The sequence below is a fragment of the Dactylosporangium sp. NPDC005572 genome (genome assembly GCF_040605515.1).
Lineage (GTDB): Bacteria > Actinomycetota > Actinomycetes > Mycobacteriales > Micromonosporaceae > Dactylosporangium.
On sequence record NZ_JBEXCY010000260.1, the window covers coordinates 1 to 14,741 of the forward strand.

Sequence of the window (14,741 nt, forward strand, 5' to 3'; positions counted from 1 at the left end):
CCTCGCGATAGAACACGTCGGGCCGCCCTCGAAGGCGCACGGCCGCCGAGGGAGCAGCGGTCGACCGGGCCGGCGGCACGTCACTGCGGACCCGCGCCTACCGCCGGATGCCGGAGGACCTCGCGGAGGTCTACGCGCAGGCCCGCAGCGTCAACGCCGTCGCCACCCACTACGGCGTCCCCCGGCACACCGCGCAGGGCTGGATGATCCGGCTGCGTGAGCGCCTCGGCACCGTCGGTGTGCCGGCCGTGGGCATCGAGTCGTGATGCTCGACTAAAAGCGACATACGACATAGGCTAGTGCGCACTCTCACCCCTGGTTCCCGCGACTCGAAGGACCGAGGATGCGCATTGATCGTCCGGCCACCCCGCGGCTCGGCGGGGCGGCGCGGCTGGCGACCGCCGGCACCCTCCTTGCCGCCGCCGGCCTCGGGATCCTGGCCGTGCGGCCGGCCGGCGCCGACGACGCGGCCACCCGCGCCACCGGCGTGGCCTCCTGCACGACCGATCGCGAGGGGTACTGCCGCATCGAGCACCACCTCGGGCGGGCTCCGGCCGCCGTCGTCGTGACCCTGCACGGCCCCGCGACCGGGCCCATTCCGCGGCTCGGCGCGGACGGCTTCACCGCCACCGACTTCCGGCTGCGCGCCGTCACCCCGGACGGCCCCTACGCGGGCCCGCTGACCGTCAGCTACGCGGTCGCCCTCGGCGGCGGGCCATCGTCGGGACCCTCCGCGGTGGACCCCTCATCCGCGCCGCCGGGCGCCGCCGCCGGGTCGCCGTTCGCCGGCGGCGTGGCCGGCTCCCATCCCAAGGCGGCCCGGCAGGCGACCGAATGGCGCGCCGGCCGGCCCGCCGACGCAGCCCTCATGGACCGCCTGGCCCGCACCCCGACCGCGCTCTGGCTCGGCGACTGGACGGCCGACGTGCGCGCCGCCGCCGACGCGGCCGTGACCGAGGCCGCGGCCACGGGCGCGACGCCGGTGCTCGTCGCATACAACCTCCCCGGCCGGGACTGCGGCGGCCACTCCCGCGGCGGCGCCGGCGACGAGGCCGGCTACGGCGCCTGGATCCGCGCCCTCGCCGTCGGCATCGGCGCCAGGCGCGCCGCCGTGGTCCTCGAACCCGACGGGCTCGCACAGCTGTGCGGCGACACCGCCGCCCGGTACCGGATGCTCGGCGACGCCGTCGGCGTGCTCGGCGCCGGCCCGGCCACCGCGGTCTACCTCGACGCCGGCAACGCGCTCTGGCTGGACGCCGCGACCATGGTCGAGCGGCTGCGCGCCGCCGGGGTGGCCAGGGCGCGCGGGTTCGCCCTGAACGTGTCCAACTTTGCCACCACCGAGTCGAGCATCCGCTACGGCGAGCAGATCGTCGCCGGCCTCGGCGGCGCCGCCCACTACGTCGTGGACACCGGCCGCAACGGCAACGGCCCGCTGTCCGCCGCCGACTGGTGCAACCCGCCGGGCCGGGCGCTGGGGGCGGCGCCGACCGCGAACGCGGGTGGGGCCCACGCCGACGCCCTGCTGTGGATCAAGGTGCCCGGCGACTCGGACGGCCCATGCAACGGCGGACCCGCCGCCGGAGCGTGGATGCCGGAGTACGCGCTGGGCCTGGCCCGGGCCGCGTGGGGCGGCTGACCGGGCGACACGACACACGCTGGAGGCCACGGGTTGGTTACCACGGTTGCCGGGCTGCACCGCCGGACCGGTGTTCGGGTCGCGCTCGCGCTGCTGGCGCTCGCGGTGACCGCCGGTGCGGCGGTGCTCGTCGCCCGCCTCGGCGGGCCGGACGGGTTCCTCACCCGCGACCGCGACCTGCTGATGCTCGACGGGCGGGAGTACCGCTACGCCGGCCAGACCGTCCCCGGCCTGGTCCCGTGCGGCCCGGGGGCACGCGGGCCCGAACCGGGCGACCTCGACCGGTTCTTCGCCGGGCTGCCGCCCCGCTCGATGGTGCGTACCTGGGCCACCGCAGACATGCGGCTGCCCGACGTCGAACGGGTCGTCGCCGCCGCGGCCCGCCACGACCAGCTGCTCACCCTGGTGCTCGGGGCGAGCTCCGGCACGTGTCCCGCGGCCGACGCCGCGGCGGCCGCGGACGGGCCGGAGCTGACCGAGGCGTGGTACCGCGGCGGGTACACCGAGTCGTACCTGCCGTGGCTGCGCACCGTCGCGGAGCGGTTCCGGGACGAGCCGGCGGTCGCCGTGTGGGAGCTGTTGAGCGCCCCGGGCACGCAGGCCGGCGCGGCCGACCTGCGCCGCTTCTACGACGCCGCCGGCGCGGTGCTGCACCGCGCCGCCCCGCACCAGCTCGTCGCGTCCGGTGCCCGGGCACCCTGGGTCTACGGCGGGGCCACCGACTGGCGCCTGCTGCACGACAGCCCGGGCGTCGACGTCGCCACGCTCACCGACTTCGACATGAACGCCGGCCCGTCGCCGCACCTCGCCGACGCCCTCGCCCAGGCGCGGGCCGCCGGGAAGCCGCTCGTGCTGGCCGACGTGGGGATCCTGGCCAGCCGCGACGGCGACCCCACGGCGGCGTTCGACACGGGCCGCCCGGAGGACACCCGCTGCGTGAGCTGGCCCCAGCGGGTGCGTGCCCTGCGGGCCAAGCTCGACGCGTCCTTCACCGCGGGCATCGCCGGGGCCGCGGTTCGCGGCTGGCGGCCGGGCACGCCCGTCGCCGGCTGCACCGTCGGCAACGCGGGCTGGAGCGCCGATCCGCTGCTGGAGTTCCTGACGGGGTACCGGCTGCCGGCCGGCCCGTCGACCCGGCTGGCCGCCGCGGGCGGCGCACCGGGACCGGCCTCCGTCCCGCCGGGCAGCGGCCCGGCGACCGCCTCCGGCAGCGTCCAGGCCAGCGACTCGGCTCCGCCGCAGCCGGGCACGTCGGCCTCCGTCGCGGCGTCGAGCGCGACGACGCGGCCGGACCCGACGACGCCCGCGCCGGTGGCCAGCACCGTGCCGATCACCCAGGTCGGCACCGCGTCGATCATCACCGACCCGGGCAGCCAACTGACCTACCGGCACGCGCTGCCTGCCGCGGTACGCCCCGGAGACCAGATCATCGCCGCGGTCGAGCTGTACGACGACGAGCCGGTGCCGACCGTCGCCGGGTTCACGCTCGTCGCCGCGGCCACGGGCGGCGGTGGTTTCCGGCCGCGGACGCTGGTCTTCCGGCGCACCGCACAGGCCGGCGACACCGACGTGGTCGTGACCTTCGCCGACTACGGTGCCAGTTCCTCGGCGGTGATCGTCTACCGCGGGGTGGACCGGTCGTCGCCGGTCGTGGCCGCGACCACCGGGTACAACGGCGGCGGCGCGACCCTGACCGTCCCCGGGCTCGGCGCGCCCGCCGGCAGCCGCCTGGTGCTGGTGGCCGGGGTCTGCTCCAACGAGACCGCCGGGGCGTGGGCGGGCGCGTCGGGCGGGATGGCGGTGCGGGCGGGCGTCTCGGCCCGGCCGTGGACCGGCATCGTCCTGTTCGACCAGGCGGCCGCCGGCGGCGCCACCGGCACCCGCACCGTGAGTCGCGATGCCGGGGCGCATCAGTCAGGTGTACTGCTGGCGCTGCGCAGGGCCTGAGATGGACGCATCGCTGATCCTGCGCGACCTGGCGGAGGCCCGCAGCCCGGGAATCGCCCGCTCCCAGCGCATCGCCCGGGCCGTCCGGGCCCTCACGCTCGGCCTCGCCTCCTCCGGCGCGACCGAGGCGGCCGAGCTCGAACGGCAGCTCGTCGAGGCGGTCCGCCGCCCGCTGCCGCGCCCGCGCGTCGTGGCCGTGCTGTCGGGCTCCGGCGGTACCGGCGCCACGACCACGGCGGCGGGCATCGCCACGACCCTCGCCGCGCTCCGCGACGACCCGGCGGTCCTCGTCGACGCGCAGACCGGCGCCGGCTCGCTCGCCGACCGGCTGACCGGGGACCGGCGCGGCCCCGCCGCGCCGACCGTGCGTGACGTGGCCCGCGACGGCGACCGCGCGGTGTCCCGCACCACCCGCAGCGGCCTCGGTGTGGTCGACGCCGCACCGCACCGCGATCCGGTGACCCGGGCCGGGCTGCGGCGGGTGCTCGCCTCGCTCACCGTCCGGCACGCGTTCGTCGTGCTCGACCTCGGCGACGACCCGGGGGACCTGGCCCTGCTGGCCGACCGGGCGGTCGTGGTCACCGCCCCGACCGCGGCCGCCGTCGACGGCGCCCGCCTTACCCTGGACCGGCTCTGGCGGGCCGACCCCGGCACCGCGGCGGCGGCCGCCGTCGCCGTCGTCTGCCCCGCGCCCGCGGCCCACCGGCGGCTGGTCCGCCGCCTGCACGAGGAGATCAGCGCCGACGTGGCCCGGCTCGTGCTGGTGCCGCACGACCGGGCACTGTGCCGGCCCGGCCCGCTCGAGCCGGCGGACCTGCGCCCGGCCACCCGCGAGGCGTTCCTGGCCCTCGCGGCCCTGACGGCGAGCTGAGCGCGACGGCCCTACGCCCCTGGTTACGCCCCGGCGCCCGCGACGAGTGCGGCGAGCGCCAGGTACGCCTGCCGGGTGGCCGGGCGCAGCCGGGACGGTTCGATGCGGCCACCGGAGCTGAGGTACCGGTCGTGGGGGATGAGCGCGGCCTCCGCGGACCCCTCCGTCAGCCGCCGGAGCCGGCGGTGCGCCCGTCCGTCGGACTCGGGCCGCATCCGTACGACCGCGAACACCGTCGACACCCAGGCGTCGCCCTCCCGGTCACCGATGCGGTCGAGCACGACCTGCGCGCTGCGCAGTCCCTCGTCGCTCGCGGTGGTCACGACGACCACCTGGTCGGCCAGCCGGACCGCCTCCTGCCCGGCCGGCGACAGGTCGTTGCCGACATCCAGCAGCGTGAACGTGTGCGTCACCGTGAGCTCGTCGACCGCGGCGCGCATCTCACCGGCGCCGAGCGGCTCGGACGGCGGCGCGCCGTCGACGGTACGCAGGCCGCCGCCGCCGACGAACGGCAGCGCCGACCGCGGGCCGTCGGCGACCTGTCGCAGGCCGGGCCCGACCCGCCCGGCGAGCCGGTTGGTGATCGACCCGGTCCCCGCCCGGGCGTCCGCCAGCACGGTCGCGTCCTGGCGCAGCGCCGCGAGCGTCAGGGCGATGCCCGCGGCGGTCGTCGTCGTGCCGGCGCCGCCGTGCCCGGACACGACCGCGACGACCCGCGCCCTGCGCTGCGGCGCGCACACCGACGCCACCAGGTCGCGCTCCAGGTCGAGCGCCTCGATGGCCCCCGGGTCGACCAGCCCGAGGGTCAGCGCCCGCACGGCGCGGGCGAGCACGGTACCGCGGCCGCTCGCCCGGACGTCCGCGTCGGCGAGGGCGCGCAGGACCGCCACGACCGGCGCCGCCGCCGACTCGCCTTCTGTTGCCCCCCGGTCATCCTCCGGTGCGCTCGGGCGCCACGGCCCCGGGTCGGCCGCACCCGCACCCGCTCCCGCGCCGGCGGCCGGTTGCCGTTGCCGGCCGGCGACCGTCGTGTCGGCCGCCGCCAGGGCCCGGGTCGGTCCGGCCAGCCAGTCCGCGTCGCCGGCGCCTGCCGCGGTCCAGCCCAGGTGGGCGTCGTCGCCCGCGCGGTCGCTGGCGGCCGTCCCGCCGTCCCGATGGCCGTCGCCGTGGGCCCGGTCCGCCGGCTGCGCCCGCTCGGCTTGGTCTGCCCGGTCCGTCGGCTGTGCTCGCTCAGCTCGCAGTGCCCGGTCCCTTGGCTGCGCCCGCTCGGCTCGCTCTGCCCGGTCTGCCGGCTGTGCCCGCTCGGCGCGCTCGGGTCGCTCGGTCCGTTCAGTCCGGTCGGTCCGTTCTGTCTGCTCCATCGGCGCTGCCGAGCCCGTCCGGTCGGCTCGCCCGGCTCGGTCGGTCCGCTCCGTTCGCTCTGCCGAGACCCTCCGGTCCTCCCTGGACGACGGTCCCGCCGACCAGGGTTCATGCTCCTCCGGCTCGGGGGCGGCCAGCGCAGCCAGCCACGCCTCGTCGGCCGAGTCCAGCCGCGCCCGGCGGCGCCCGTCATCGCGCTCCGCCTGCTCCGGCCGCGCCTGTGGCGTCCCGGCCGGTGCAGCGGCGACGCGACGCGGCGGCCCCTCGGCCGGCTGTGGTGTGGCCGGCTGTGGCGGGGCCGCCCGTGGTGTGGACGGCTGTGGTGTGGAGGGGTGTGGTGTGGACGGTGGGGGCGGATATGCGCGCGGTGGCGCCGGGCGCCGCGCTGCCATCTGGGCACCGCCGGGCGGTTCCGTCGTCCGGTCGTCGCGCGCCGCCGCCGGCTCGGGCCGTGCGTGCGCCTCCGACCCGTACGCCTCCGGCTCGGGCGGCACCGCGCGGGGCCTCGGGATCCGCCACCGCGGATCGGGCTCGCCGCGGTCCGGCTCGCCCGCCTCCCACGCGCCGGTCTCCGACGCGTCGGTCTCCCACGCGTCGGGCACCGCCGCCTCGGCCGGCCGGGGGTCGTGGCCGTCGGGCTGCCGATGGCGCCCGTTGGACCGCGATTCGGCCGGACGCTCCGGCACGCCCTCCTCCCCGTACCGCGCCGGCGCGGCCTGTGCGCCGCCGGCGGGCTTCCGGCCGATGTCGCCGTCCCGGTCCGCCACCATCATGGTCCCCTTCGCGCAGCTGCGCCGCAGCGTGTTGGATGCAATCCAATCATGCGTCATACGCCACTGAAAATCGCCATTGTGATCACCATGTCCACCGGCCCGCCGGATTGGATGTGGGGTTCTGCAGGCTGTAGTGTTGTGCGCTAGGCGAACACTCTCCGGGCTCCACCGGGCTGCGGAGGGGTCGGTTGGAGGGAGACACGGTGGGGCTTTACACCATCACCATCAGCCCCGATGACGGCAGTGGGGCGCAGACGACCGTCACGGTCGACGTCGACGGTGACGTCATGCGCGTCATGGAGGTCAACGTCAGGTCGGCGACCGGCGGCGGCCTCGTCGGCGGCCGGATGCCGGACGTCGACTTCGACCTGCTGCTGCGCGCGATCAACCCGGGGCGTGGGGCCGGCCAGCCGGGCGCCGCCGCGGACGAGAGCGCGGCCCCCGCCGAGTCCGCCGCGCCGCGCCGCACCCAGCCGGCCGCCCAGTCCACCGCGCCTCGCGGGGCCGCCGAAGGCCCGCGGCGCCGGGGCAAGCCGAAGGTCGAGACCAGCGTGCCGCCCAGCTCGCTCGGCGGCCGCGCCTATCGCAAGATGCCCGACGACCTCGCGGAGGTCTATGAGCGGACGCAGAGCGTCACCGCGGTCGCACAGCACTTCGGCGTGCCCAGGCACACCGCGCAGGGCTGGATGAACCGTCTCCGCCAGCAGGTCCAGGGGCAGTGACCTGGCAGAGGTGACAGACACCCTCCGTCGCGCGCATGATGGTGTATCACGCAAGTGCGTTGGAGGGTGGAGGCAGTGCCAGCCGTAGAGACCGCACAAGCAACGACGAACACCGACGACGTCCGGGTCATCGACTGGCCCGGGGAGTATGTGCAGTCGCTCGACCGCGGCCTCGCCGTGATCCGCAGCTTCACCGGCACCTCCGGGCGGCTGACCATCGCCGACGTGGCGCGGGGGACCGGGCTGACCCGGGCCTCCGTGCGCCGCTCGCTGCACACGCTGCGCACCCTCGGGTACGTGGGGAGCGTCGACGGCCGCTTCTTCCTCCAGCCGCGCGTGCTCGAGCTCGGCTATGCCTACCTGTCCTCCGCGTCGATCCCCGTGGTCGCGCGCGAGCACCTCGTCCGGCTGTCGGAGCGGCTGCGCGCGTCGTGTTCGATGTCGGTGCTCGACGGTTCCGACATCCTGTACGTGGCGCGGGCACAGACCCAGCGCACAGCCGACGTGTCGGTCGGTGCACGCACGCCGGCCGTCGCCACGTCGATGGGCCGGGTGCTGCTCGCCGGCCTGGACGACGACGCGCTCGACGAACGGCTCGACGCCGTCGACCAGGAGCGCTGGGAGCCGCAGCGGCTGCGCGAGGCCATCGGCGAGGTGCGGCGGCAGGGCTTCGCGCTCGTCGACCAGGAGCTGGTGGCGGGCCAGCGGTCGGTGGCCGCCCCGGTCCGGGACGTGACCGGGCGGGTGGTCGCGGCGGTCGCGGCCAGTGACGACGCGTCCAGCGTCACGCTGGAGCACCTGCGGGGCACCTACCGCCGCGAGCTCGTCCAGACCGCCCGCAACATCTCATACGGCCTCGCGGCCCGCGGCTGACCTGCGGCTGATCTGCGGCCCGGACCCGTCAGTCGAAGAACGAGAACGACTCGCCGACCAGTTCCTCGGTCACGTCCACGTCGGCGCGGGCCGCCCAGGTCTGGAACACCCGGTGGTCGAACTCCTCCAGGCCCAGCTCCGCGCCGAGGCCCGGCTCGTCCCGGTCGAGCTCCAGCCGGAGCCAGTCGCCGTGCGCGCCGATGACCACGAAGCGTTCGCCGCGCCAGACGCCGGTGGTTCGGCGGTACCGCAACGCGTCGAGCTCGTCGAGCTTCACGGGATGGCCGGGCCGGTCCATATCGGGTCCGGCCGCCAGGGCGGCGCCGAGGTGGACGCCGTCCGCCGCCGGCCAGGCCAGGTAGTCCTCGCCGTCCCACGTGGCGACGTACCCGTCGCGCAGGTCGCCCCGGTAGGGATCGGTGGCCGGGCCGCGCTCCGGCTGCCAGCACCGCTCGCGGGCGTCGTACTCGCCGACCAGCGATTCGTAGCCGTCGGGCCAGATCCGCAGCAGCTGGGCGCGGTGCGGCAGCAGGACGCCGAAGCCGACCAGGGACAGCGGCTCCGGGCCGGCCACGGGGCGGTACAACTGAGGGCAGAAGGCGGGCCACCGGATGACGTGGATCGACCCCTCCTCCGGGTCGGTGATCCAGTCCAGCGGCGCGAACCCGGGCAGCGCGGCCAGCTCCGGGATGCTGAGCGCCGCCACGTCGTCGACATGGTGGAACACGCCGCCGACGCGGCCGTGACCGTCGTCGAGGAACAGCGGCACCTGGGTGTGCGCGAGCACCTTCTGCAGCAGGACCGGAGCGGCCGGCGCCGGGCTCGGCAGGCACAGGTCGGCGACGTCGAACACCCGGGCGGCCAGTATCGCGACCCGGTCCGCGGGCAGCCGGACGGCGATCGGCGAGCCCGCGTTGACGACGAGCGACACCGGGCCGGGCGGCCAGTTGTGCAGCACGTCGCTCATCGGCGCCCGGATCGCCGTGGCTCCTGGCCCGAGCCGCTCCGCCAGCGCCTCGGCCGAGGTGAAGACGAGGACACTGGGCTCGCCGTGGTCCACGATCCGCCAGGCGAAGTCGTGATCACCCGGCGCGGCGTCGGGCGGCGTCGCGGGCTCCACGGCCACCAGTACCGTGGCGCCCGCCACGATCTTGAGGAACTGCAGCGAGTCGTCCTCCCGGACGGCGTCGACCAGCGCCTGCTCGGTGAGGTTCGCCGGGCGGAAGTCGGGGCCCGCGACCGGCGCGGGGGCCGGTTCGGGCCCGAGGTCCGGCGGCTCCCCGGAGCCCAGCCGGGCCACCAGCCAGCCCGGCAGGCGGCTCGCGATCGGCAGGCCGGGGTTGACCATCAGCCCCCAGTCCGGGTCCGGCCACAACCCGGCCAGCTGGGCCAGGTCGAGGATCACGTGCGGCCGGGTGGAGCCGTGGACAGCCATCGCCGCGCGGGACGTGAACGCGACGAGCGAGACCCGTCCGTCGTCGACGCGGGTCGCCCAGTCCGGGTCGGCGACCGCACCGTCGTCGACCGGGCGGACCAGGACGAGCAGGTTCACGCCGGCGAGCACCCCGAAGTAGCGGTCCCGGTCGTCGTCGGCGACCGCCCGCAGGAGTGCGTCCTCGGTCGCCGTGGCCGGCCGCCACTGTCCCGTCGGTTGCATCGCCGGCTCCTCCGCAAGGAATGACAGCCCATTGTGTACGAGAACACAAGCAACACGCCATCGGCAAGTGGCCGACAGTTCATCCCCGAGCAAAGGGTAGAAACAACATACGTCATACGCTACAGTCCCCGGCATGGAATGGCTTCGGCACGGTACCGTGCCGGTGGCGCCGGGCGTTGCGCGCCAGGCGCCCGCCGGGCGCCACCGATCCCGCGGCCGGCGCGCCGGATGGCGCCGACCGGCCTCCCTCGCGCTGGCCGCCGTTGTCGCGGGAGCCGCGGGGTTCGTCACCCTCGAACTGCTCCCAGCCGCCGCCGAGAGCCCGGCCCCGGTCCTCGACGCGGGGCGCGCCGACTGCACCACCGGCACCGACGGCCACTGCACGATCACCCACCGCCTCGGCGCGGTTCCCGCGGCCGTGGCGGTCACGCTCTACGCCCCGCTCGACGGCTCCGGCCCGCTGCCGTACCAGCTGGCGGCCGACGAGTACAGCAGCGACGGCTTCCGGCTGCGGGCGCTGACCACCGACGGCAGTGTCTACACCGGACAGCTGACGGTCAGTTACGTCGCATTCGGTGCGCCGGCCGCGTCGGGCCACTCGCCGTCGATGCTGCCGTCCGGCCATCCGCGGCGCCCCGCCGCGCCGGCCGGTCTGACGGCCACGCCCGGCGACGGCCAGGTGAAGCTGTGCTGGGAGAAGGCGGTCAACGCCGACGGCTACGACCTGTACTACCGCGACGTGACACAGGGTCAGGAGTGGACGCTCATGCCGTACCCGATCGCCGATGTCTGCTGGACGGGCGGCCTGTTCGTCAACGGCCACACGTACGAGTTGAAGCTGCGCGGCGCCAACGCCGACGGCCAGGGGCCGGACTCGGCCGTCGTCACCGTCGTCCCGGTCGCCGGGTGAGGGAGGGAGAGGGCATGGAGCACCCGCTGCTGGCTCGCCTGCGTGAACCGTCGACCGGCCGTCGCCGGGTCGTGACGGCGCTGGCCGCGCTCGTCGCCGTCGCCGCCGGCGGCATCGTCGCGCTGACGCTGGGGTCGGCGTCCGCCGACTCGGACGGTACCGTCGACGCCGGCACCGGCCAGTGTGCCACCGCGGCCGACGGGACGTGCACGATCGAGCACCGGCTGGGCCGGGCGCCGGGCGCGGTCGTGGTCAGCCTCGCGGCGCCCGTCTCCGGCACGGGAGCACTGCCGTTCCAGTTGGCGACCGACCAGTACACCGCGACGAACTTCCGCCTGTCGGCCCGGTCCAGCACCGGCGCCGTCTACCACGGCGACGTCACCGTGCACTACCTGGCGTTCGCCGCCGCGGCACGGTCCGGCAGCACCTCGTCCAGTGCCTCGTCCAGTGCCTCGCCCAGTGCCTCGCCCAGCGGGTCGCTCAGCGCCGGGCCGGTGGCGGGCCCGGCCGGGGCCCGGCCGCCCGGGCTGAGCGGCGCCGGCGTCGAGGACCCCGTCGCGTTCGGCGAATGGCGCGGCAAGCCCGTCGAGGTCTGGGAGACCTGGAACAACTTCACGACCTGGGGCCTGATGGAGTCACTGCCCAGCGTGAAGGAGCACTTCTTCACCAACGGCCGGTTCGCGGGGAAGATGTCGTTCTCGCAGCCCATGTGGGCGCTCGGTGAGAACGCCCGCACCTGCAACTCGGGCGCCAGCGACACGCACATGCGCACGGTCTTCACCAACCTCAAGCAGGTCTGGGGCGGGGAGGCCTACGTCCGGCTCGGCTGGGAGATGAACGGCGACTGGTTCCCGCAGAACGACGCGCTGGCCGACCCGGCCGGCTGGGTGACCTGCTGGCGGCGCTGGCACGGCATCATCAAGTCGGTCTCGAGCGGGTTCCGGCTCGTGTGGAACCCCAACTTCGACTCGAAGGGCGGACTCGACGTCCGCACGGTGTGGCCCGGCGACGAGTTCGTCGACGTGGCCGGCCCGGACGTCTACGACTGGGGCCATGCCCCGGACGCGGCCGACTCGCACGGCGCGCCGGTCGGCGTCGACGCGTGGGTGGCGTTCGTGGCCTCGCACGGCAAGCCGTTCACGTCTCCCGAGTGGGGCCAGCAGGGCAAGGACAACGCGGTCTTCGTGCAGCAGATGCACGACGCGTTCGAGCGGGCCCGCAACTCCCCGACCGGCCTGGAGTACGAGTCGGTCTTCGTGCTCGAGGGCTGCAAGTTCGCGCTCACGGCGGGCTGCAACCCGGGCGCGGCCGCGCGGTACCAGCAACTGTTCTAGGCGTTTCGGACGTGTTGCCGTGACCGTGGATGTGCGGTGGTCCCTTGACGGTAGAGCGGGAGTAGTGCACTACTTGACCGCGTGGTGCCCGATCTGTCCGCAGAGTCGCGGAACGGCCTCGCTGCGCTCGCGCGGGCGCTGCCGGACGAGGACGCCTGCCTGGAACTGCTATGGTCGGCCCGGTACGGGCCCGGTGACCAGGCGCCCTGCCCGACCTGCGGGCGCTCGCGGACGTTCCGGCGTTACCGGACGGCCGCCCGCCGGCGGGCCTGGACGTGCACGACCTGCGGCCGGCACCTGTCGCCCACCGCGGGCACGATCTTCGCGAAGTCGTCGACCGGGCTGCGGACGTGGTTCTACGCCGTCTACCACGTCGCCGCCTCCGGCGGGACGGTCACCGTCGCCCGGCTCGAGCAGGAGCTCGGCGTCAGCCACAAGACCGCGTGGCGGATGAGGTCGGTGATCGGCGGTGCCCTCGGCGCCGCCGATCCCCCTCGGTCCCCGCAGGACCTGCGGGAGCTGCTGGCCGCGCTCTGTGCACCGGCCGGGCCGCCGGTCGACCCGGCCGGGGACCGGTTGCCGATGCCGTCGACGCGGTTCGTCGGCCGGCGCCAGGAGGTGACCGTGCTGCGCGACCTGGTCGCGCGGTCGCGGCTGGTGACCGTGACGGGACCGGGCGGGTCGGGCAAGACCCGGCTGGCGATCGAGGCCGCGCGGTCGCTCGCCGGCGCCTACCGCGACGGCGCGTGCTGGGTCGACCTGCAGCAGCTCGCCGGGGACGAGCCGGTGGCGCCGGCGATCAGCGCCGCGCTCGGGCTGCGGGAGCAGCCCGGCGCCGGGCACGTCGAGCTGCTGCGCCGGCACGCCGCCGGCCACGAGGTCCTGGTCGTCCTGGACAACTGCGAGCACGTGCTGGACTCCGTCGCCGAGGTGCTGGCCGCGCTGCTGGACGGCCCGGCCGGGCCGGGTGGCCTGCGCTTCCTCGCGACGAGCCGGGAAGCCGTCGTCGTGCCCGGTGAGCGGGTGTGGCGGATGCCGGCCATGCCGGTGCCCCTCGACGAGGCCGGCGTGGCCGACTGCGACGCGGTCCAGCTGTTCGCCGACCGGGCCCGCTCGGCGCTGCCCGAGTTCCGGCTGGACGAGTCCAACGTCGACGCCGTGGCGGAGATCTGCGCCCGGCTCGACGGCCTGCCGCTCGCGATCGAGCTGGCCGCGGCGCAGACGCCCGCGCTCACGCCGCAGGAGCTCGCCCTGGCACTCGACGACAGCCTCCGGCTGCTGACCCGGGGCAGCCGCGGCGGCCATCCCCGGCACCGCACGCTGCGGGCGTCCCTGGAGTGGAGCGTAGCCCTGCTCGACCACGAGGAGCGGCTGCTGCTGGCCCGGTTGTCGGTGTTCCGCGGCGGGTTCTCGCTCGACGGCGCCCGCCGCGTGTGCGGCGCCGCGCCGCTCGATCCACAGGCCGTCGTGCGCACCGTCGCGTCGCTCGTGCACAGGTCGCTGATCGCCGTCGAGGACCGCCCGGCCGGCCGCCGGTTCCGGCTGCTCGAGACCACCCGGCAGTACGCGGCGGAGCTGCTGGAGGACCCCGGCCCGGTGCGCGACCGGCTGCTGGCGTTCGCGACCGAGCTGACCGGTCGCGACCCGTTCGCCGGCGGGGCACCGGACGGCCTGGGGGACTGGCTGGACGAGCTCGACGACGAGCGGGGCAACCTGGGCGCCGCCATGGACCAGGCGTGCGCGGGCGGGACGGGCGCCGAGGCGCTGCGCCTCGCCGCCGGTGCGGGCCTGTTCTTCGGGGTGCGCGGCTACTTCGCCGAGGGGCAGCGCTTCCTCGCCGACAGCCTGGCCGCCGAGGGGTCCGAGCCGTCCGGGGACCGGGCCCGGGTGTTGTGGGGATCGGCGTACCTCGGGTTCATGTCGGCCGACGTCGCGCTGGCCACGGAGCGGGCGAACGCGGCGCTGGCCATGGCTCGGGAGTTCGGCGACACCCGGGCCGCCGCCCGGGCCCTCACGGTGCTCGGCGGCATCGACGTCACGCGGGCGCCGGAGCGTGCGCGATCGCTGCTGTCCGAGGCCGTCGGGCTGGCCCGCGAGGCCGCCGACACCTGGTGCCTCACGCAGGCCCTCGGGCACATCGCCCACGCGTGGTCGACGCAGAGCCGGCTGGAGCCGGCCCGGCGGGCCCTCGCCGACGTGACCCCCCTCGTCGACCGGGTCGGCTCCCCGCACTTCGTCGCCTGGCACCACGTGGTCACGACGATCGTCGCGCTGCGGGGCGGTGACCTGGCCGCGGCGGACGAGGCCGTCGAGGCGGCCCGGCGGGCCGCCGCCGACCTCGGCGATCCGGTCTGCCAGGCGATGGCGACCGCCCTCGCGGCCGAGATCGGCTGCTGGATGGGGCGGGCGGGCGACGCGTGGCGGGAGACGCTCGCGCTGGACGAGACCTTCGGGCTGTCCGGCCGGGGCCCGTTCATCGCGATGTTCGTCCAGGCGGCGCTCGGCAAGAGCGCCCTCGCCCTGGGCCGGCTCGACGACGCCGAGCGGTGGCTCCGGCGCGCGGTGCAGGGCGCCGAGCTGACGCGGCGCACGGCCGTCGCCGGGTCGCACGCCGTCGACCTGGCCGAGATCGCGCTCCTGCGCGGCCGCCCGG

Annotated in this window: 10 protein-coding genes and 1 pseudogene; 9 read left to right on the top strand and 2 right to left on the bottom strand. The window is 76.1% G+C overall.

Annotated features, from left to right (window positions below):
- Positions 1 to 77 precede the first annotated feature (77 nt).
- The 4 genes and pseudogenes from ABZS66_RS54710 to ABZS66_RS54725 all read left to right on the top strand — a co-directional run.
- A pseudogene (locus ABZS66_RS54710) lies at positions 78 to 266 on the top strand (hypothetical protein); the annotation flags it as partial.
- A 77-nt stretch (positions 267 to 343) separates the two neighbouring features.
- Positions 344 to 1,639: a glycoside hydrolase family 6 protein gene (locus ABZS66_RS54715; RefSeq protein ID WP_354771729.1), complete on the top strand. Its 1,296-nt coding sequence runs from the start codon at positions 344 to 346 to the stop codon at positions 1,637 to 1,639.
- A gap of 33 nt (positions 1,640 to 1,672) precedes the next feature.
- A complete protein-coding gene (locus ABZS66_RS54720) occupies positions 1,673 to 3,586 on the top strand; it encodes a hypothetical protein (protein WP_354771731.1) in 1,914 nt (637 codons plus the stop codon).
- A gap of 1 nt (position 3,587) precedes the next feature.
- A complete protein-coding gene (locus ABZS66_RS54725; RefSeq protein ID WP_354771733.1) occupies positions 3,588 to 4,457 on the top strand; it encodes a hypothetical protein in 870 nt (289 codons plus the stop codon).
- Positions 4,458 to 4,480: 23 nt separating this feature from the next.
- On the opposite strand, the gene ABZS66_RS54730 is transcribed toward ABZS66_RS54725, so the two are convergent.
- Positions 4,481 to 6,592, bottom strand: coding sequence for a hypothetical protein (locus ABZS66_RS54730; RefSeq protein ID WP_354771735.1), 2,112 nt, complete (start codon positions 6,590 to 6,592; stop codon positions 4,481 to 4,483).
- Between the two features lie 203 nt (positions 6,593 to 6,795).
- On the opposite strand from ABZS66_RS54730, the gene ABZS66_RS54735 reads away from it, so the two are divergent.
- Together ABZS66_RS54735 and ABZS66_RS54740 are read left to right on the top strand one after the other, a co-directional pair.
- Positions 6,796 to 7,314, top strand: a complete 519-nt coding sequence (locus ABZS66_RS54735; RefSeq protein WP_354771737.1) for a hypothetical protein — start codon at positions 6,796 to 6,798, stop codon at positions 7,312 to 7,314.
- Between the two features lie 75 nt (positions 7,315 to 7,389).
- On the top strand, positions 7,390 to 8,187 hold the full coding sequence (locus tag ABZS66_RS54740) for an IclR family transcriptional regulator C-terminal domain-containing protein (RefSeq protein ID WP_354771739.1): 798 nt from the start codon (positions 7,390 to 7,392) through the stop codon (positions 8,185 to 8,187).
- Positions 8,188 to 8,215: 28 nt separating this feature from the next.
- Here ABZS66_RS54740 and ABZS66_RS54745 read toward each other — a convergent pair whose 3' ends face one another.
- Positions 8,216 to 9,844, bottom strand: coding sequence for an SseB family protein (locus tag ABZS66_RS54745; protein ID WP_354771741.1), 1,629 nt, complete (start codon positions 9,842 to 9,844; stop codon positions 8,216 to 8,218).
- A 133-nt stretch (positions 9,845 to 9,977) separates the two neighbouring features.
- Between ABZS66_RS54745 and ABZS66_RS54750 the strand changes: the two genes are divergently transcribed.
- From ABZS66_RS54750 to ABZS66_RS54760, 3 genes are all read left to right on the top strand, one after another.
- Positions 9,978 to 10,754 carry a fibronectin type III domain-containing protein gene (locus ABZS66_RS54750; RefSeq protein WP_354771743.1) on the top strand — a complete coding sequence of 259 codons (777 nt, stop codon included), beginning with the start codon at positions 9,978 to 9,980 and terminating at the stop codon, positions 10,752 to 10,754.
- Between the two features lie 14 nt (positions 10,755 to 10,768).
- Positions 10,769 to 12,088, top strand: coding sequence for a hypothetical protein (locus tag ABZS66_RS54755; protein WP_354771745.1), 1,320 nt, complete (start codon positions 10,769 to 10,771; stop codon positions 12,086 to 12,088).
- Positions 12,089 to 12,169: 81 nt separating this feature from the next.
- Positions 12,170 to 14,741, top strand: a 2,572-nt coding sequence (locus ABZS66_RS54760) for an AAA family ATPase (protein ID WP_354771747.1), incomplete at its 3' end; no start/stop codon positions are given.

What these genes read in the sequence shown, in the direction of transcription:
- ABZS66_RS54715 (WP_354771729.1), top strand. Translation starts at nt 344, where the DNA reads ATGCGCATTGATCGTCCGGCCACCCCGCGGCTCGGCGGGGCGGCGCGG.
- ABZS66_RS54725 (WP_354771733.1), top strand. Translation starts at nt 3,588, where the DNA reads ATGGACGCATCGCTGATCCTGCGCGACCTGGCGGAGGCCCGCAGCCCG.
- ABZS66_RS54730 (WP_354771735.1), bottom strand. Translation starts at nt 6,592, where the DNA reads ATGATGGTGGCGGACCGGGACGGCGACATCGGCCGGAAGCCCGCCGGC.
- ABZS66_RS54745 (WP_354771741.1), bottom strand. Translation starts at nt 9,844, where the DNA reads ATGCAACCGACGGGACAGTGGCGGCCGGCCACGGCGACCGAGGACGCA.
- ABZS66_RS54750 (WP_354771743.1), top strand. Translation starts at nt 9,978, where the DNA reads ATGGAATGGCTTCGGCACGGTACCGTGCCGGTGGCGCCGGGCGTTGCG.
- ABZS66_RS54755 (WP_354771745.1), top strand. Translation starts at nt 10,769, where the DNA reads ATGGAGCACCCGCTGCTGGCTCGCCTGCGTGAACCGTCGACCGGCCGT.